At 42.9% G+C, this 19,254-nt stretch carries 15 protein-coding genes; 1 reads left to right on the top strand and 14 read right to left on the bottom strand.

Translation table 11 applies throughout. The features are described from left to right. Positions 1–36: 36 nt before the first annotated feature. The 8 genes from lanKC to AC6CIF_RS12930 form a co-directional block, all read right to left on the bottom strand. The gene (lanKC, locus tag AC6CIF_RS12965) at positions 37–2,649 is read right to left on the bottom strand and encodes a class III lanthionine synthetase LanKC (protein ID WP_498199942.1); all 2,613 of its coding nucleotides are present in this window, start codon (positions 2,647–2,649) and stop codon (positions 37–39) included. Positions 2,650–2,773: 124 nt separating this feature from the next. Next, positions 2,774–3,415 (bottom strand): ABC-2 transporter permease, encoded by a 642-nt coding sequence (locus AC6CIF_RS12960; protein ID WP_076212274.1) that lies wholly within the window; start codon positions 3,413–3,415, stop codon positions 2,774–2,776. After that, the gene (locus tag AC6CIF_RS12955; protein ID WP_076212276.1) at positions 3,416–4,267 is read right to left on the bottom strand and encodes an ABC transporter ATP-binding protein; all 852 of its coding nucleotides are present in this window, start codon (positions 4,265–4,267) and stop codon (positions 3,416–3,418) included. A 26-nt stretch (positions 4,268–4,293) separates the two neighbouring features. Beyond that, positions 4,294–5,586: an EF-P 5-aminopentanol modification-associated protein YfmH gene (gene yfmH / locus AC6CIF_RS12950; protein WP_498199941.1), complete on the bottom strand. Its 1,293-nt coding sequence runs from the start codon at positions 5,584–5,586 to the stop codon at positions 4,294–4,296. Then, a complete protein-coding gene (gene yfmF, locus AC6CIF_RS12945; RefSeq protein ID WP_498199940.1) occupies positions 5,583–6,857 on the bottom strand; it encodes an EF-P 5-aminopentanol modification-associated protein YfmF in 1,275 nt (424 codons plus the stop codon). Before yfmF ends, yfmH begins: the two co-directional genes overlap by 4 nt. A gap of 453 nt (positions 6,858–7,310) precedes the next feature. Next, complete coding sequence (locus tag AC6CIF_RS12940; protein ID WP_076212282.1) at positions 7,311–7,616, bottom strand: YfzA family protein; 306 nt, start codon at positions 7,614–7,616, stop codon at positions 7,311–7,313. A gap of 239 nt (positions 7,617–7,855) precedes the next feature. Then, entirely contained in the window at positions 7,856–8,410 is a 555-nt protein-coding gene (locus AC6CIF_RS12935; RefSeq protein WP_498199939.1) for a methylated-DNA--[protein]-cysteine S-methyltransferase, read from the bottom strand. Positions 8,411–8,452: 42 nt separating this feature from the next. Beyond that, positions 8,453–9,157 carry a DNA alkylation repair protein gene (locus AC6CIF_RS12930; RefSeq protein WP_498199938.1) on the bottom strand — a complete coding sequence of 235 codons (705 nt, stop codon included), beginning with the start codon at positions 9,155–9,157 and terminating at the stop codon, positions 8,453–8,455. 190 nt (positions 9,158–9,347) lie between these two features. Here AC6CIF_RS12930 and mgtE point away from each other — a divergent pair, with 190 nt between their 5' ends. Continuing rightward, positions 9,348–10,718, top strand: coding sequence for a magnesium transporter (gene mgtE / locus AC6CIF_RS12925; protein ID WP_498199937.1), 1,371 nt, complete (start codon positions 9,348–9,350; stop codon positions 10,716–10,718). Positions 10,719–10,786: 68 nt separating this feature from the next. Here mgtE and mmsB read toward each other — a convergent pair whose 3' ends face one another. The 6 genes from mmsB to AC6CIF_RS12895 form a co-directional block, all read right to left on the bottom strand. Then, positions 10,787–11,950 carry a multiple monosaccharide ABC transporter permease gene (gene mmsB / locus AC6CIF_RS12920; RefSeq protein WP_498199936.1) on the bottom strand — a complete coding sequence of 388 codons (1,164 nt, stop codon included), beginning with the start codon at positions 11,948–11,950 and terminating at the stop codon, positions 10,787–10,789. After that, a complete protein-coding gene (gene mmsA, locus AC6CIF_RS12915) occupies positions 11,919–13,484 on the bottom strand; it encodes a multiple monosaccharide ABC transporter ATP-binding protein (RefSeq protein WP_047844003.1) in 1,566 nt (521 codons plus the stop codon). Before mmsA ends, mmsB begins: the two co-directional genes overlap by 32 nt. Positions 13,485–13,505: 21 nt before the next feature. Beyond that, the gene (chvE, locus tag AC6CIF_RS12910; protein ID WP_498199935.1) at positions 13,506–14,591 is read right to left on the bottom strand and encodes a multiple monosaccharide ABC transporter substrate-binding protein; all 1,086 of its coding nucleotides are present in this window, start codon (positions 14,589–14,591) and stop codon (positions 13,506–13,508) included. Between the two features lie 318 nt (positions 14,592–14,909). Next, a complete protein-coding gene (locus tag AC6CIF_RS12905) occupies positions 14,910–16,208 on the bottom strand; it encodes a response regulator (RefSeq protein ID WP_498200132.1) in 1,299 nt (432 codons plus the stop codon). Between the two features lie 8 nt (positions 16,209–16,216). Then, a complete protein-coding gene (locus AC6CIF_RS12900) occupies positions 16,217–18,085 on the bottom strand; it encodes a cache domain-containing sensor histidine kinase (RefSeq protein WP_076212294.1) in 1,869 nt (622 codons plus the stop codon). 91 nt (positions 18,086–18,176) lie between these two features. Then, positions 18,177–19,184, bottom strand: a complete 1,008-nt coding sequence (locus AC6CIF_RS12895) for a substrate-binding domain-containing protein (protein ID WP_076212296.1) — start codon at positions 19,182–19,184, stop codon at positions 18,177–18,179. Positions 19,185–19,254: the final 70 nt, after the last annotated feature.

Here is a 19,254-nt window from a genome sequence, read left to right as displayed (position 1 = left end):
TAACAATATACCCATATATTTCTTAACTAATTTTTATTAACTCGTTACTGAAACATCGTGAGCTTTAGTTCTTGTCAGAAATTCATCTGAATTGACTAGTGGCAACCAATAGAGCGGGTTATCTTTGACGATCCCCATCAATGCCAGTATTATTCCCGAGCTACCTGTATACACATCATCCGCTAGCCTATATGAGAATTGACCCGGGTATACATAATATCCATTTTTATCAATTAAGAATAAATTAAGCAGGCTCAATACCTCTTTAATAATTACTTCACGATCCCCGTTATTTTTCATCAAAGAAGGAATTAAAAGGAAGCTTCCTGCCCCATCGAACAACCCACCACTAATAGTGGAACAGATCTGTGACAACTTTGTAATCGCATTGATTTCTTCTTGATAAGCCTCTTCTCCACTTACATGATTTAGAAACCATATTGCAATTCCAATTCCAATCGACCCTCCTGAAAGATAGGGCAATTGACGATTTCGATTATCCAATGTTTGTAGGGAGCCGGTTACCTCATCAAATATTGTTTTTTCTAGATCCTCCTTTATTAATTGTCTAGCTCTCTCCAAATACTGTTTATCATCCGTGATGGAATACATGGCGGAATAAAAGAGAGAGACACCTGATAACCCATCAATTACTCCTATCCCTACTGCCATCCAATCATTCGTGCTAAACCGCGCATCGTTATTTCGATTTCTTTCAATTGACTCTTCAATTTCCTTCGCAAACTGTAAATATTCATCGTTTTCTGTCTCGATATATAAACTGATGACGAACAGTCCTATTCCTGAAAGACCTGAGCGCAAAGAAATATTGGATTCGTTCATATTAGCTCTTATGTTCTTCAATTCATTTAAGACAACTGCCTCATAACCTGTTTCATACAATAAAGCCAATATCCCTGTTTTCCCATCAAACATACCATTGGCTTCAATAGTATTTAAATTTCCTAACAAAAAGTCTTGGATCCACTTATCGACTTCTAGAGAGTTCGTATTATTTTTGATAAGTGTAAAAGCAGCACCAGTCCCACCAGTTAAAAAGTTGAATTTACCCCCATTCATCTCAAACTGGCGGATATCTCCATGAACAAATCTTTCATCATTTGTTAAATTATCCTGCATGCCCTCTATTAATTTCTTCGTGATTGAGGAGATGTTAAAGTCACTTGTTTTATCAGAAAGGACCATTTCTTTAGGAAAATACTCTTGGTAATTTCTTATTTTTTGGTCACATTTTTCCTGTAAATCTACAATAAATTGGTAAAATGAGTCTTCATAAATCTCTTTTATCCATCTGAAGTGATTGTATTGTAGGTACTCATCTAAAACTTCCGAAGATAACACTGGAAGAGCCAGATACTTTGTTAATTTCTTTAATCCAAACCAATCTCTCGCTCCACTGATCTTCATTTCCTGGGATGCGAATCCGATGGTCATCATAGTGGGTTTGTCTTTGGAGGTTACATGCATAGCTGTTTCAAAATCAATTAGCCTCACGGTTAAGTCATCAGCCACCATTATATTCGCTGGCTGAAAATCACCCATGGCTATTCCTTTTTTATGCATCTGATCTATCAGTGTAAAAAGTTGCAACAATACCTTTTTAACATTTGCGGCATGATTACGCATACGCTCATCGTCTCTAAAGAATGGAAAGTGTTGAGCGAGCCACTGCCTTAAGTCTCCCCCTTCAATGAATTCCTCCACCAAAAAGTAGTGCTCCCATTCTTGAAAATACTCTATTAAACTTACAACGCCCGTTACATCTTTAAGCTTCGCTAAAGCATCATATTCCTTTATCTGTCTCGATAAGGAGTCATGAGCTGAACCGTCCAAACCAGCATTTGGTCTGGCTTCCTTGATAATCACATTCAGGTTATCTTTCTTTCGAGTCGCACGGTATACCCCACCCGCATTACTATAGCTAAGTGCACTTTCAATCTCATATCGCTCTAAATTGCCATCCCCTTTAGTTTCCAGATCATCAGAATAATTTAGTGAATTCAGATAATCATCAAAATCTTTCACAAAATCAGGAACCTGATAAAAGGGCGTTCTCTCATCTTTAACTAGATTACCTTGTTCATCCTTAATACAATGTTCTCCATATTCATTATATACACTTCTGAATCCACCATATCTGTAAAATACATTACTATTTTTCCATCTCTTATCACTAAGTATATACGCGCCTTTCTTAAACCCTTGGGTTGCTAGACATAACATGTCTAACAATTTTACAAAGACATTGTTATTCACAGGGTATATTGTTATAAACTTCCCCGAAGAAGCACGATTGGCATTCTTCGAATTCGTTTTGATAAAACTTTGTCTATCCTTGAGGTGCTTGAACTCAATCCGCTCATCTATACATAATTTAGAAACCTGATCTAACAGGTTCTGTGATTCTTCGAATAACGCTGTAACATGAATTTTCCATCCCTGATCAGGAAGTCGTGAACCTTTAACATGATAGTGCTTCCAAACCGATTCACGATCTGAGATAACCGCATATGTATCAGGAATGTCACCAAGTTCATACCTATTCTGCTTTTTTGCATCATTCTCCAATTTACCGTAATATTCCGAGTTTGGTTTTAAATATAGATTGTATAGCATATTTCCTTCCATACATAACCCCTCCGATTTAGCTTTAACGTACTCTATTATCGAAATAATTAACGTTGTTAGACGAATTACATATTAAAACAGCCTTCAAAAAAATTTTTGAGCCTGTTTTATAAACTTGTCATTCTTAAAATTCTTTCCTTCGGTATATTAGAATAGCAGACCATAAAGATACAATATAGACAATAACACCAAATATTAAGTAAATAATCGGGGCAAGTAGATCTGGATTGTTCGGGTTAAAGAATGATGCCACATAACCAACCAAGCTTTGTGAAACAATCGTAATCAATATCGCCCCACCTACACTCCCCAATGTAATGGAATCCGATTTTTCTGGACCAAAGATGTAGTACAGTGGAAAGTTTATTGCACCAGTGAGAAGAACTGCGAAAATCCCAAAAAAGATAGAATCGGACATCTCATTGATCGGCGTGCCTGACACCAGATCATATATATAAAAGATGCTATACGATAGTATAACTCCGTAAATTACCACCAAAAAATAGAAGAGGTAGTGACTTTGTACAATAGTACTTCTACTGACAGGTAGAGTAAGAACATATTTATCATAACCCGACTTACCCTCGAATTTGATTACGTCAAGGGCAGACATCACCATAAGCAAGATATTTAACAGTGCAACTAACCGATGCATAGAGGCATCTGCAAATGTTAAAATGATGACCGATAACAGTATGGCCAGTCCCGTATATAAAAAGGAACTCCGATAAACTAAATAATAACTTGTCAATAATAAACCGTTCATTTATTCATTACTCCTTGTTAATAATAAGCTGATGTCATCCATTGAGATGGGCTTCGTCACCAGATCATGCGGTAATTGCTTTTTATCGGATACAAGTACACTGTAATACGTATCAAGGTTTCTTTTGGCAACCACGATATCTTGGTTAAGTGAATTAAGTTTTTCCATGTCCATATCTACAATTGTATAGTTTTCAAAAACTTCATCTTTCTCTGCATTCAGCAAAATTTCACCTTCCTTTATAATGACAAGATGAGTAGCTATTTTCTCAATATCACTCATTATATGAGAGGAAAGTAATATACCCCCGTTTTCTTTGCTGGCAAAACTTTTTAACTCATTTAACATCTCTTCTCTTGATGAGGAGTCAAGCCCTCCCGTCGCTTCGTCAAGAAGCAATAATTGTGCATTATGCGATAATGCAACAGCAACTGACAGTTTCATTGACATCCCACGTGAAAATTCATTTACCTTTTTATCTACAGGAAGAGAAAAAGAACTAACTAAACGATGAAAGTTATCCTGATCCCAAGAATCAAACAATTTGCCAAAAACTTTATTCAGTTGCTTTATTGTAAGATGAGCCGGTAGATTAGCTGCATCAAATACGACGCCAATCTTCTCTTTGATTTTAGGGTTTTTATTTATATTTTCTTCTCCAAATATGTTCACCATGCCATCGTCATTGGAAATTAACCCTAATACAATTTTGAATGTTGTTGATTTCCCCGCACCGTTATCGCCAATAAAACCAACAATTGATCCGGATGGGACATTAAATGAAATCCCCTTTAAGACAACCTTGTTTCCATAGGATTTTCTAACATTTTTAATTTCTAAAAGATTTGACATTCTCTCACCTCCTGATTTTCTGTTTTCTATTTGTCCTTTACAATTAATGTTGTTCTTGAATCATCCGAAAAGTGTACATGCAGTACATCTTCAAGATCAGATGCTGTTAAGCTCTCAAGTGTTGGCAATACGTCAAATAAGTCCAAGTCATTAAAACGATAACGTGTAAATTGATTAGCGATAAATTGAGGCGAGTTAATGGCACTTAAAAATGCACCAATCTCTTTGTTAATAACACGTTCTGCATCGTCTTGATTGATGGAGTCCTTTTTAAATTTCTCGATGGTTTCACTTATAATTTTAATTACGTCTTCAGGCGAATGACTGTTTCCACCTATGATCGAAAACCCAAAATTCTTTTCATGTGTATATTCGAAATTAAATGATTTGTCCACATAACCATTCTCATACATTTTCTCATAAGCTTCTGAACCGCTTCCGAACATCAACTCAAGCAAAACATTTAATGACAACTCATATTTAAGTATCTCTTGTCCTTGTTTTATCGGAAATGATTCTTTGTATCCAATAAAAACTTTAGGAATCGGAACTGGCAATTTTATAACACTTGAGCTTTTGTTCACTGCAGCACCTTCTTCAGGAAAAAAACGGCGAATCTTTTTAGTTTCCGGAAATTCTTTTTGCTCCTGGTTGCTTCGAACAAGCCTTAAAATTTCTTCAGGAACTACAGGTCCAATAACGAACAGCAACATGTTGCTCGGGTGATAAAATGTATTATAGCAAGTGTACAAATCCTCTTTTGTAATTTGTTGAATAGAAGGAATTGTTCCTGCAAGATCGATTTTAACTGGATGACTCTTATACAGATTATCCAGAACACCAAATCGTGCACGCCAGTCTGGATTATCGTCATACATTTTTATTTCCTGTTCAATGATACCTTTTTCCTTTTCTACCGTTTCATCTGTAAAATAGGGTTCCTGAACAAAATCAAGAAGAGTTGTGAGATTCTCTTTTATGCGAGATGTAGCCGATAATGTATACGCTGTACGAGTGAAACCGGTGAATGCATTAACAAAGGCTCCTTGCTCTGCAAATTTATGAAATGCATCCCATTTTTCACATTCAAACATCTTATGTTCTAAAAAATGGGCTATTCCATCCGGGAATTGAACAAAATAATCTTTTCCTTCAGGTGAAAATTTGTTATCTATCGAACCGTACTTAGTTGTGAATGTAGCAACTGTTTTATGGAAGTCTTTCTTGGGATGTATGTACACTTCAAGGCCATTGGGGAGCTTTTCATAATATATGGTTTCTTCTAATCCCTCATAAATAATGGGGTGCAATTCATTCACTCCTCTCTATTCAAAAAGTAGATCGTATCCAGTTCCCACTTTTTAGCCGTGCAAATGACATCAGCTTTTGATATTTTACTAATTCTTTGAATCTGATCATGTATATCAATAGATAATCCACTATCCACAGATTGAATGAATATGTCCATAATTCCTACAGGAGAATCATGCGCTTCCAATAATAGATTAATCAACATTCCTTTACCTTGTTCAACTTCCGCATCTGTAAATTCTCCTTGTTTCATGGCACGCTCTTGTTCTCTAATCATTTCAACTACACGTTCATAATGAATGAAATCAATCCCTGCCATAGCGATCAATAATCCTTTATTGCTTTCCATTTGGGAATGAGAGAAGTAAGCAAGACTTTCCTTTTCACGTATATTACGAAATAGCTTGGAAGATGGAAACCTGCCAAAAATAGCATTCGCCACTCTTGCAGCCTCGTAATCCTCATCTTGTATTGTCGAAGAAATTCTGTACCCTAACAGAAGGATACCTTGCTTTACGTCCATTTTATCTTCAATAACTTTAATATCATTTACAGTTACACCTGCAGAAGAAAACCCTTTCATAAATTCATTGTTATGTTGTTCACAAAAGATGTTCTGCACCATTAATTTGACCTGATCTTCGTTAAACGCACCCACAATAAATAAGTCAAAACGATCCGTTTGAAGCATATTTTCGTAGGCTTGATAAATTGATATTGCATCCAGTGAATTAATATCTTCTTTTCTTCCGAATGCTGGAATTTGGTAAGGCTCACCTTTATACATCTCTTCTAGCAAGCGAACATTCGCGTATAGCATTTTTTCATTATGTATTGAATCAATCCGTTGTTTTAAGGAACGTTTCTCTTGTTCAACAATTACAGAATGAAACCCTCCATTTTCAATTAAGGGATTGTAAACGATCTCATGCAATAACTCAAGAGACGACTTCAGTAATGAAGCAGAATCATCAAGAAATTTGTCCGCAGGTATCTCCATCCTAAAAACAATGCTATGATCTTCACCTTTTTTTTGTACATCTAGAAGGAGAGTTGCTCCGTACAATTTATCAAGTTTTTGTTGTATCAACTTACGATTCGGGTAATGTATTGACCCTCCGTTCAGGATATGGGGAATGAGTGCTCTTGCAGTGATCAAACTCTCTTGGAGAGGCGACTTCATCGTTAACATAATGCTTACTGTCTTAAATTTATTCGTGTTGTACAGGTGAAGATGTACGCCGTTTAACTCCTCGGAACTTATATGTATATCTTCCAACTGTGATTTCCCCCCTCATATATCTATATAAGAATTCTTTTTATGTCCAAATCCATAAATATATTAATTGATGATCACCAAGATAGTAAACTAAATAATCTACATTTACATATTTTTTCCACTATTGTATCATAACCCATCATATAGTTCTACCATAATTGCCAAAATAATTCAAAATTCCTCTTTACTACAAACGGACGTTCCTCACGTAACATCGACTCTTTGAGAACTCACTCTTGTTTATGCGTTTGAATTATTAAAATGTTCTGAAACTGCACATTTGATATTTAGAAGTGACTGATGTGGAGAGAAAGCTGAAAAAGAGGAATTATAGATAAGGTGATCTTAAGAGAACGTCATCAGAGAAAATAACAAGCTGGCTCCTGGTGTTTACCATAACCAGCTTGCAAATTGGATTTCTATAAATCTTTTAGTATCCTGCCATTTGTTTGCTTATCTTTTTGCAAATATAGCTGATATACTATCTCCCAATGCTTGAATCAATATTGCAACAACGTGAACTATCAAAAACAAATTAAAAAATGGAAAAGAATACGGGGCAATCCGTTCGGTGAGTAATTTTGATTCCAAAATCCCTCTTACCGTTTTGGCCAATACGTTGTCACTATCGTTTATACTGGGTTCCAAGAAAGTGCCATCAATGGCGATAAAAATCATTTGAACAACTATGAATATTCCAATCGTAATGATCCAGCGCTTTGCTCGATTAGAATGACGCTTTTGAGGAGCATACGACATCGTAGTTCCTCCTTTCTGAATTAAATTTGAATCCTCATTGAATATGCATATTCCTAGTAGTTGTATTTAAGATATATATATATACCACACATAGATTATATACCACTTCCATATTACAAATCACTTATTTTATCCCAAATAAAGAAAAACAAGGATAATCAAAATTGTTTATGATGCTCTCTAAATAATAAATATGCTTTAATTCATATTGGACTTTCACTTTCTAACTATTATCAGGCTTAAAAATGAAACCGCGCATGCCCTCCATCGGTCACACCTTCAATCTGTTCGATATCCAGCAGTCTGCGCTTCATCTCCAGGCCTCCACGGAACCCGGTCAGCTTGCGATTAGCCCCTATAATGCGGTGGCATGGTAGCAGAACCGGAATTGGATTGGCCCCATTTGCAGCCCCAACTGCTCGCACAGCCGAAGGTCTTCCAATCGCAGCAGCTATATCACCATAGGTCCGAATTTCACCATAAGGCACACGCCCTAGCTCTCTCCATACCTCCTGTTGGAAGTTCGTTCCGATCAAGTCCAGTGGGATCGCATCTGTATAAGCCATCGATTCTCCTGCAAAATAGGACTGCAACCAGTCCATCATACCTGTTTGTTTCAGAGCATCCTCGTTCTCTTCCAGTTCCACGCCAGGTGCAACCTTCTGTATCCAGCCGTTCCAATCTTCCAGTGTTTCGTTGGGCATAACCACTCGGCATAATCCCTGTTCCGTAGCGAGCAGCACCCATGGACGACCGTCCAACTGCATCGTGGTGTACATCAACTTATTTCTCATTCGTTTATCGCCCTCTCCCCGGTGGAATGCTTAATGCTAGGACTAGGTGGTAACCTGCTTCTTCACCTTACGTTTCATACTGCGGATCATCTGCTTGCTCTCCGGATCCACGCGATAAGATTCCGTGATTTTCTGAAGTGCCTTATTATACGTAAAATCGTCCAGGGTATTATGGTTCAGATAACGCATGGTCACCTCAGGTTGTTTCACATAAGCCATTGAGATGGCCCAAGCGACTGCCATTTTTACATAATACGCCTCGTGTCTAATCTGATCCAATGCGGAAAGAACCTGATCGATATATCTCTCATTCAGATAAAAATTCAACAGCATTACCACACCAAACCGGATTTCATATTCCTGATCAGATCTCAGATACGGCTGCAAGAACGCCCACATGGGCTCCGAATGAACCTTCGTATATTTCAGTCCAGCACAGAAGCTGTCACACACCGACCAGTTGTCAATCTTCGGTACAAATGTTTCAATAGCCTTTAACAGTTCGTCCAGATCAGCCTGTACATGCCCAATGACCATCGCTTGCAACATCACTTCTTCAAAATATTCATCCTCTGCCGTTTCCAGATACGTGCGCCAGTCCCCTGCGGCAAGCTGCTTGGCAATTTTTCGTAAGGCTGGCAACCTTACACCAAGTACATTCGTGATGTTGGGAATAAGTGCGGCCGAGAATTTTTGATACTCCGGCTCAACCATGCTGAGCAATTGTGTTCTGATATCTACTTCCACTAGCGCATGTCCTCCTCGTCTGTTGCTGTACAACAAGTATATCCTTGAAGCGGCTGTTTGTAAGCCCATATCGAATGTTTGAGCAAGATTACAATATCATTTTGGGACTCTCATTTTTTCTCCATTTGTTTAATTCCCAACCCATTTCGTTTAAAAATATGAAGCTGACCGAATAGAAAGGAGTGTCGATATGAACGGACCTCATACCAAGAAAGATTTCTCCGTGGAGGAGATCACCGAACAACTCGTGCAACATGTACAATCCCGGAACCTTCCCGATTTCTATAAATTGGTGAAAGAACTGCATCCCTACGACCTCTCACTTGTATATAAAAAGTTCCCTGAAGAAGAAACCAATCGGTTTCTGCTCCTATTCAAACCCGATGCTCTGGCGGATCTCGCCGAGACCTTGAAGCTGCACGAACAGATTCAACTGTTTGAACGACTTGGGCCGGAACGAACACTTGAAGTCATGCAGCGGATGGACAAAAGTGATTTGATCCGGTTTATGCACGATTTACCCGCCAAACGCCGAGAAGAATTGCTGTCCAACATGAATCTGGACCACTCTGCCATTATCCGATCCGTGCTTAATTACCCGCCGGAGACGGCAGGACGCATCATGACAGATCAATATCGGACCCTGCTCGCTCATGAGACAGCCAAGGAGGCCTTACGACAATCACAAGGTACCATGCATATTTCAGCCTCCAGTTATCTCTATGTAACCGATAATGAAGGCAAACTGGTCGGTGTCGTGAGTTATCGATCCCTTGCCTTGGCTGACGATAAGACCCAGGTTGAAGAACTGATGACCCGGCGGGTGATCCATGCAACGGTAGATATGGACCAGGAAGAAGCAGCACAGCTTCTACAGCGTTATGAGTTTATTGCACTTCCGGTGGTGGATGAAAATCACAGATTATGCGGTATCATTCAGATGGATGATGTCATCGATATTATTATGGATGAAGCCAGTGAAGATTTGGCCAAGATGGGGGGCGGTAGCAAGGATATCGACTTTGATACCAAACCACTCGTGGCCGTCAGACGCAGGCTTCCCTGGCTCATCTTGCTTCTATTGATTGGTCTAATCTCGGGAAGTATTGTGGATTTCTTTGAGGATACACTCAATCAGGTTGTGGCATTGGCATTTTTCATGCCGATGATCGCAGGTATGACCGGTAACACAGGAACGCAGTCTCTGGCTGTTGTGGTACGCGGACTGATCGGACGCAAACTCGACAAAGCCACCGTACTCGCACTGATTGGTCGGGAGATCAAGGTAGGCACCATGATTGGTTTGGTATGTGGATTGCTGATTACTGTCATCGCTTATTTCTGGCAAGGGGACTGGCTGCTGGGCGCCATTATTGGGGTATCTCTGTTCCTCACTCTGGTTATTGGTACACTGACCGGTACATGCATCCCGCTTCTGCTTAGTCGTTTCAAAGTCGACCCGGCTGTTGCCTCTGGCCCATTAATCACCACATTGAATGATATCTTGTCCCTGTTTATCTATTTTGGGATCGCCACACGTTTCCTCGATGCCTTGATGTAAATAAGTTGTGCATACAGCAAAACAGACCTGATCCTGAGATCAAGGTCTGTTTTTCATTTTATCAAGTGTTACGCTGATCTTTTATTTTTATTATAGATATCAAACGCTACAGCGAGCAGCAGTACCAATCCCTTAATCCCCTGTTGCCAGTCAATACCGAGACCAATCAGGGACATCCCGTTATTCAGCACACCCATAACCAAACCACCGATGATGGCACCAAATACCGTACCTATGCCCCCTGAAGCGGAAGCACCACCGATGAAACAGGCCGCAATGGCATCCAGCTCGAAGTTGGTACCCGCTCTTGGCGTAGCCGCATTCAAACGTGCGGCGAAGATCAACCCGGATACCGCGGCAAGTGTACCCATGTTCACGAAAACCCAGAAGGTTACCTTTTTTGTTTTGACCCCAGACAGGCCCGCGGCCTTCTCATTACCTCCAAGCGCATACACATGCCGTCCCATGACAGTACGATTCATAACGAAGGAGTACACAACGATCAGGATAAACAGCAGGACCAGGATATTCGGAATACCTGCATAACTTGCGAGTACAAACGTAAACAGATTTGTCACAACAGCCACCACAATCAACTTGAGCAAAAACAGTCCCTGTGACACGACCTCGAATCCATATTTACGCTGGGAACGGCGTTCCCGCAGTTCATTGACAATGTACCAGACGGTGAGCACAAGACCCACAATGATCGATACCAGACCGAAGCCTGAGAATTGAATGTCTGCCAGGAAGCCCGAACTTATTTTCTGGAAACCACCCGGGAAAGGAGAGATCGATTGCCCCTCCAGCACGATCATCGTCAAGCCGCGGAACAGTAGCATACCTGCCAGCGTCACGATAAATGCCGGAATCCGTACATATGCGATCCAGAAGCCTTGCCATGCACCGATCAAAGCGCCAACCAGCAAGGAAGCGATAACTGCAAGCCAAGCCGGAAGCTGCCAATCAACCATCATAATCGCGGCAACGGCACCAACAAAGGCTGCAATGGAACCAACAGACAGGTCAATATGCCCGGTAATGATGACCAGCACCATTCCGATCGCCAGCACCAGAATGTAACTGTTCTGCAAAATCAAATTCGTAATATTAATCGGCTTGAGCAACAGCCCGCCTGTAAGTACCTCGAACAAAAGCATAATCACTACCAGGGCAATAATCATGCCGTATTGACGGATATTATTTTTGAACAGTTTTGTTATCATTTCCATGCTTGCCGCCTCCAGACTTGGTCATATATCTCATCAACGTTTCCTGCGATGCTTGCTCCCGGCTGACTTCACCGGTGATTCGTCCGGCATTCATCACATAGATCCGGTCACACAGGCCAAGAACCTCCGGAAGCTCGGATGAGATTACCAGTACGCCCTTGCCTTCAGCAGCAAGTCGATGAATGATCGTATAGATTTCGAATTTCGCTCCCACATCAATACCGCGGGTAGGTTCATCCAGGATAAGAATATCTGGTCCGGCAAAAATCCATTTGCTGAGCACCACTTTTTGCTGGTTACCTCCACTCAGATTACCGGTCTTCTGCAAAATACTTGGTGCTTTGATGTTCATGCTTTTCTTCATCTTTTCCGCCACGAGTACTTCTTCACGCTCGTTCACTACTGCGTTTCGCGTCAGCTTGCTCAAACCCGTTAAGGAAATATTGCGCTTGATGTCATCCATCAGAATGAGTCCGTATTCCTTGCGGTCTTCTGTCACATAAGCAAACCCATTCTGAATAGCCTCTGTGACGGTATTGTTGTGGATTGGTTTACCATTCTTAATGAGTTGACCCGAAATATTCCGGCCATAGGATTTGCCAAAGATACTCATGGCAAGCTCGGTACGCCCAGCGCCCATCAGCCCGGCAATACCTACAATCTCACCACGTCTGATATTCATATGGATCTGATCCAGTACTTTCCGCTCGGCATGATGTTCGTGATATACCGTCCAGTCCTTTACCTCAAGGATAACTTCACCAATGGTGGCATGACGCTCCGGATAACGGCTAGTGAGATCACGTCCTACCATTCCACTAATAATCCGGTCCTCCGTCACTTTTTCCTTCTTCATATCCAACGTCTCAATTGTCTTGCCATCCCGTAAAATGGTCACCGAATCGGATACCTTGGATACCTCATTCAGCTTGTGTGAGATCAGGATACAGGCAATGCCCTGTTTCTTGAATTCCAACATCAATTGCAGCAGATTTTCACTGTCGTCCTCGTTCAGCGCAGCGGTTGGCTCATCCAAAATTAGCAGACGAACCTTTTTGGAGAGCGCTTTCGCAATTTCGACCAGTTGCTGTTTGCCTACCCCGATGCTGGATACCAGCGTATTTGGATTTTCGCTCAGTCCCACCTTCGAGAGCAGTTCTCGTGTACCTACAAAAGTTTCCTTCCAGTTGACAATTCCTCTGCTTGCACGCTCGTTGCCCAGATATATATTTTCCGCAATTGAAAGGTAGGGAATCAGGGCCAACTCCTGATGAATAATGACAATTCCCAGATCCTCGCTCTGCTTAATATCCTTGAACTCACAATTTTTGCCCTGAAATAAAATGTCGCCTTCATACGTGCCATGTGGATATACACCACTCAGTACCTTCATCAACGTAGATTTACCTGCGCCATTTTCACCACATATGGAATGAATTTCGCCTTCACGGACTTTCAGATTGACATTTTCCAGCGCTTTGACGCCAGGAAAGGTTTTGGTGATGTTTTTCATTTCCAGAATGATTCCGGCCATGGGATGTGCTCCTTTCATTTATTATTTCAGTCCGATTTCTTCCTTCGTGTAATACTGTGTACCAACGATATCCTGCTCCACATTTGTACGGTCCACCGAGATGGGATCCAAGAGATACGCCGGAACAACCTCAATTCCGTTGTTATATGATGTTTTGTCATTAACTTCAGCCTGTTTTCCTTGCAAAATACTATTGGCCATCTCTACCGTCTTCTCCGCCAGCTTCCGTGTATCCTTGAACACCGTCTGCGTCTGTTCCCCGGCCACAATGGACTTGATCGAGGCAAGTTCGGCATCCTGTCCTGTAATAACGGGCAGCGGCTTGTTCGAAGTACCGTAACCAATCCCTTTCAAGGATGAGATGATACCAATACTGATTCCATCATAAGGAGATAATACTGCATCCAGATTATCACCCGAGTAATAAGCACTCAACAGGTTATCCATCCGTGACTGGGCCAGTGCCCCGTCCCAGCGCAAGGTCGCAATCTGGGCCATCGTCATCTGCTTGCTGCGTACCACCAGTTTGCCGGAATCGATGTACGGCTTCAGCACAGACATCGCACCGTCGAAGAAGAAATAGGCGTTATTATCATCCGGAGAGCCACCAAACAGCTCAATGTTATACGGTCCTTTTCCATCCTTGAGTCCAAGCTTTTGTTCGATGTAGGAGGCTTGAAGCACACCCACCTTAAAATTGTCGAACGTGGCGTAATAGGTTAAGTATGGCGTATTGCGAATGAGCCGATCATACGAGATCACTTGTATCCCTTCGTCATGCGCTTTCTTGATTACATCCGTTAATGTGTTGCCATCCACGGACGCGATGACCATCACATCCACACCTTTGGTGATCATGTTTTCAATCTGTGAAATCTGATTCTCGACCACATCCTCAGCATACTGAAGATCGGTTTTATACCCCTGCTCTTGAAACAGACGGACCATGTTCTCCCCGTCTCCCACCCATCGTTCTGATGATTTGGTTGGCATCGATATACCGACATATCCCTTGTCTTTGCTGCCTGGACCACTCTCTGCCAGATTGCAGGCCGAGAGCATTAAGGTCATCACCAGAAGCCAGATGAGCATTGCTCCTTTTTTCATATGAAGTTCCCCTTTCCTCACGTCATACGGTTCTGAATGAGTTATAAGATAACGCTTACAATACATGTAGTGCATCCTGTTGCTTGCTGTTCCTGTCTGAGACTAATGGTAGCATTCGAGATGCCGCAAGGTCTTTGCACGTTTTGAACCTTTTTTATAAAAATTTAACTTTTGATGGAAACGCTTAAAGTACAAGTGTGACCCATGAGATACCATACCAGAGTCAAAAAAAAGGACATGCTCCACTTCGCTTCACGCGAAGTAGAACATATCCATCTCATTTTTCACACGTCTGAATGAACAACTGTAATACGATATTTAATTCGCGGAAGGTTGATAAGCTGTCCCCCCGTTCTTTCGATACTGCACTGGTGAAATGCCCATTGTTTTCTTAAATGCAGTGCTGAAATAATGTTGGGTATCATAACCTACACGCTCAGCTATGGTGTGGATCGGCAGTGTTGTTGAGTCCAACAGCTGTATAGCCTTGCGAATGCGAGCATGCGTGACAAGCGTGACAAAGGAATCATTCAGCTCTTTCTTCAGCACACGACTAAGATATACAGCAGATACTTGTAGACGGGAAGCGAGCGATTCCAGAGTCAGTTCCCGATCGGCATACTCTTCGTGAATAAGTTGTCTTGCCCGGCGAACCAGAGGGGACAACTGCACTTCCCCGTATACCCGTTCACGGCAATGACGGTACGTATCCGGCGTTTCTTCCAGTGTCCCTGCATGTGTCTCCACATGAGCATGAATGGCAATATTCAGGCAAGAACTGATCTGTTGTTCCAAAAGAGACTCTATCTCTTCAGGGGCTTCCTGCCACAGACACATGCCGATCAACCCGCTTACGTCCCGAAACAGGACATGTGGCACATCCCCCAGCAGTTCACTAATTATATTTTCCACTGCAAACAGAAACAACTGACGATCATTCTCTCTCAGTATCGTCTGACGAGCTGCAGCGGCAGGCCAGCGTACGACCCCAATCTGCACAGGTGGGACGGCGGGCAGCCGCAAAAACACAAGCTGCTCCGTCAAATTTCTTCCCTCAGCCTGCCCTTCCAGCCATTCCAGCATAAATCGCTGGCGAAGCAACGGGATATTACGTTCAATCTGATGAGCTGCCTGTTGTACATATGCCGTCCTCTGGTGCTCTTCAGTAAGTCGCTGATGCAATCGCTCAAGTGCAGCATGTAATTGTTCTGCTTGCACAGGTTTTAAGATGTAATCCTCTACGCCAAGACGAACCGCCTCCTGCGCATATGCAAATTCATCATGTCCCGAGATGATCAGGTAACGACAGCCCGGACACTTCTGCTGAAGGGCACGGATTAGTTCGATTCCGTTCAGGAATGGCATATTCATATCAACGAGAACAATATCCACACCCAGGTCAGCCGCCCGTTCCAGCGCTTCCTCGCCATCTTCCGCTTCACCTACAACCTCCATCCCAAGCGATGTCCAGTCAATGGCATCCCGAATCCCCTCACGAATGATCGGTTCATCATCAGCGATGAGCACGCGATATTTCTTCGCCACATGGCTATCCGGCGTAATCTCCATTACTGTGGTTGATGCGGATGTCTCATCTGTTTCAGTGGAAGTTGTCACGGCTGATTTCATGAATTTTCCCATTCACTCTCCTGCCTCTCTTCGTTATTGATTTGCTTGGTTGGTGGGAGCTCTCGCATCAACGGATGATTGATGGTCACACTCGTTCCTTCACCTTCCTGGCTCTCCAGTACAATACCGTACTCATCGCCAAAGGACAGACGGAGACGGGCCTGCACATTCAACATTCCATAACTTTTGCCTGTCATCCCAGGCGAAGACGCTTCCAAACTTGCCAAAGGAGCTTCGAGCAGCTGCTGCATCTCGGCCAGCCGTTCGTTGGACATGCCTGCCCCATTATCCTGAACGGTCAGCAGTAGTCTGTTATGTTCCAATCTGGCCTCCACCCGAATGTGTCCCGGCCCACGCCTGCCCTTGATCCCATGATAGATTGCATTCTCTATTAGAGGCTGAAGCAGCAGCTTTAACACGAAAAGTTCCCCCAGTTCCTCTGGGATATTCAATGTATACTGAAGACGATCGCGGTATCGTGTCTGCTGAATTTGCAGATAGCTGGTCATATGCTCAATCTCGGAATGCAGCGGAATGTAATCCTGTCCCTTACTAAGCCCTATGCGAAATAATCGAGATAACGCGCCAACCATGCCGGATACATCTTCTGCCCCCTCTTTGCGCGCCATCCAATGAATCGTATCCAGGGTATTGTACAAAAAGTGTGGTTTGATATGCTCCTGCAAACTTCGCATCTCAGCGTCACGCTTCTGCCGCTCCCGCAATTCATTAAGTGATATCAGTTCTCGAATCTGTGCCAGCATTCGGTTATAACTGTTGCCAAGCATGCCAATCTCGTCAGCCCGGTCGCTCCAGCGACCTGGTCTGAGATTGCCGGTCTCCGCCCTGCGCATATAGGACATGAGCCGGAAAATAGGCTGAGCAATGGAACGGGAGAACCATAAAGAGGCGCTCAGGCCAAACAAACACACCACAAATACAAAGCTAACCACGTAAAACTGGATTTGGCGCACTTCGGATATCGAGTCTCTTGTTGGAAATACCCCTACCGTTCTCCAACCCGTAAAGGTAGACGACTGATACATGAATAATAACGTTCCACCTTCTGTTTCAGCGGTAAATGTTCCACTCTCACCGGAGGGGAACCAGTCTGTGGGAATGTGTTCTATTAGCGGGTGCTCCGGCTTATATACACTTTGACCTTCTGCATCCGTCACCATCACATAACCGGATTTCCCCAAGGTTACATTACGGGCAGCCTGAGAGACGGACCTTAGTTTAAGATCAATCATAATAACGCCCCGCACACGTCCTGACGCTTCATCCGTTATGGAACGCGCAACCGATACAATTTCATCGTCCTTATACCGTACATGTGTCGTGAGATTACGCTCTTTCGGCTGACCCAATACCATGAAGATGCCCGGATTGGCCGAAGCTTTTTGATACCAATTTTCCTGAATCAGGCTCTGTTCCGCTCGGGGATACATCTCGTTGCTAATATAGTCACCACTTGCATTGACGAGAACAATTCCGGCGATTTCAGGATATAATGTTGTGAACCCCTGCAAGGTTTGTTTGATGCCATATAACCGATTTTGCTCCGTTTCGGTAATTGTGTCCCTGTTCATCGATTCGATGCCTGCATCATCATTCGGTGGCATTTTGTCGTCCATAAAAGCATCAATATCCGGGTCAAATGCAATCAGATAGGTCATGTTTTGCAAATTTTCCATTTTGCTGTTCAGAGCTTCATTCACTTTGCCAATCAGTTGCATGGTATGCCCTTCAACCTGTCGCTCAACTACGCGCTCCACCGTCCAGTTCACAAGCAACCCAAGCCCTACGGATGGTACAATGGCGAATAACAGAAAAAGCAACATCAGCTGGTAGCGAAGGGGCATATTACGCAAGCGCAAACGCCGAATCCCGTTCCTGAAAGTGGAGAGAATCGCTCTCCTGCTCCAAGGCCTTGGACTCTTGAAATCTCCCTTGTTATTTGGCATAGTAATCATCCACATCCGAGCGTGTCACCACAGAGATCCCTGTGTCCACCATCACGGGAAGCGGTGCATTTTCACCGGATGAGGATGGGGCAGGAACCGTTAACTGATGATGCAGATGGAACAGATATTGGAGCGACCAATATCCCATATTCCAGGTTCCCTGTGCAATTGTAGCTGAGATCGTACCGTTCTTGATCATGTCCAATGTAGCCTTATTTGTATCAAACGAAATAATCTGCAATGGATGTCTGTCCCCGGCAGTTTGAACGGCTTCCCCCGCCCCTGCTCCTCCGGTGGCTTCAGTCACAAAAATACCCGCCAGCTCGGGATGTTCCTTCATCATTCTCTGTGTTTCGTCTCTGGATACCATCGCATCACCGTGTCCATCTGCAACTTCAACGATCCGCATGGAAGGGTACCTCTCCTTGATCGTATCGCGGAAGCCCTTCGTCCGCTCTTCATGATTTTGTTGCCCAGGTAAAGTTAATACCGCGACCTCTCCCTCACGACCCAGCAGTTCAGCCATTTTATCGGCAGCCATTACACCCGACTTGTAATTATCTGTCCCAAGAAAAGAATAGGCCTGGCTATCAGGTGCATCCGCGTCAAATAATACAACAGGGATATCTGCGTCGATTGCCTTGTTAATCGCTGGAACTAACGATTGTGGATCGATTGCAGATATAGCAATGCCCGCGGGTTTACGAGCGATAGCCTGCTCGATCACCATGGTCTGCTCCTTCGCATCATACCGGGTAGCCCCGCGATATTCTACGGTCACGCCAAGTGCATCCGCGGCATCCTCAAATCCTTTGAGCGGGCTCTTCCAATACTCCAGCCCGGACTGGAATGTAATCATGATATACGTCTCTCCGATATCACCGCGCAGCCCACGGTCCTCCCATGAACTGTTTACCTGACTGGTGTATTCGAATCTCAACACATACAACGCAAATGCTGAGATTAGCAAAATGTAAACAAGCAGCATTTTTTTCATTCCGTTCACTTCCTCAAGTTGTCTGATCACCTTGTACTTCGTTTAAATTGTAAACGCAATCATTCAAAAA

The sequence above is a fragment of the Paenibacillus sp. GQ49 genome (assembly GCF_059759055.1).
Note: the sequence above shows the minus strand (reverse complement) of the source record. Positions and strands in the feature narration are given on the sequence as shown.

Excerpts from the sequence above, each read along its gene's own strand:
- AC6CIF_RS12960 (WP_076212274.1), bottom strand. The coding sequence starts at position 3,415 with ATGAACGGTTTATTATTGACAAGTTATTATTTAGTTTATCGGAGTTCC.
- AC6CIF_RS12895 (WP_076212296.1), bottom strand. The coding sequence starts at position 19,184 with ATGAAAAAAATGCTGCTTGTTTACATTTTGCTAATCTCAGCATTTGCG.
- mmsA (WP_047844003.1), bottom strand. The coding sequence starts at position 13,484 with ATGGCCGGAATCATTCTGGAAATGAAAAACATCACCAAAACCTTTCCT.
- lanKC (WP_498199942.1), bottom strand. The coding sequence starts at position 2,649 with ATGGAAGGAAATATGCTATACAATCTATATTTAAAACCAAACTCGGAA.
- mgtE (WP_498199937.1), top strand. The coding sequence starts at position 9,348 with ATGAACGGACCTCATACCAAGAAAGATTTCTCCGTGGAGGAGATCACC.
- mmsB (WP_498199936.1), bottom strand. The coding sequence starts at position 11,950 with ATGGAAATGATAACAAAACTGTTCAAAAATAATATCCGTCAATACGGC.
- AC6CIF_RS12935 (WP_498199939.1), bottom strand. The coding sequence starts at position 8,410 with ATGAGAAATAAGTTGATGTACACCACGATGCAGTTGGACGGTCGTCCA.
- AC6CIF_RS12940 (WP_076212282.1), bottom strand. The coding sequence starts at position 7,616 with ATGTCGTATGCTCCTCAAAAGCGTCATTCTAATCGAGCAAAGCGCTGG.
- AC6CIF_RS12900 (WP_076212294.1), bottom strand. The coding sequence starts at position 18,085 with ATGCCCCTTCGCTACCAGCTGATGTTGCTTTTTCTGTTATTCGCCATT.
- AC6CIF_RS12955 (WP_076212276.1), bottom strand. The coding sequence starts at position 4,267 with ATGTCAAATCTTTTAGAAATTAAAAATGTTAGAAAATCCTATGGAAAC.
- chvE (WP_498199935.1), bottom strand. The coding sequence starts at position 14,591 with ATGAAAAAAGGAGCAATGCTCATCTGGCTTCTGGTGATGACCTTAATG.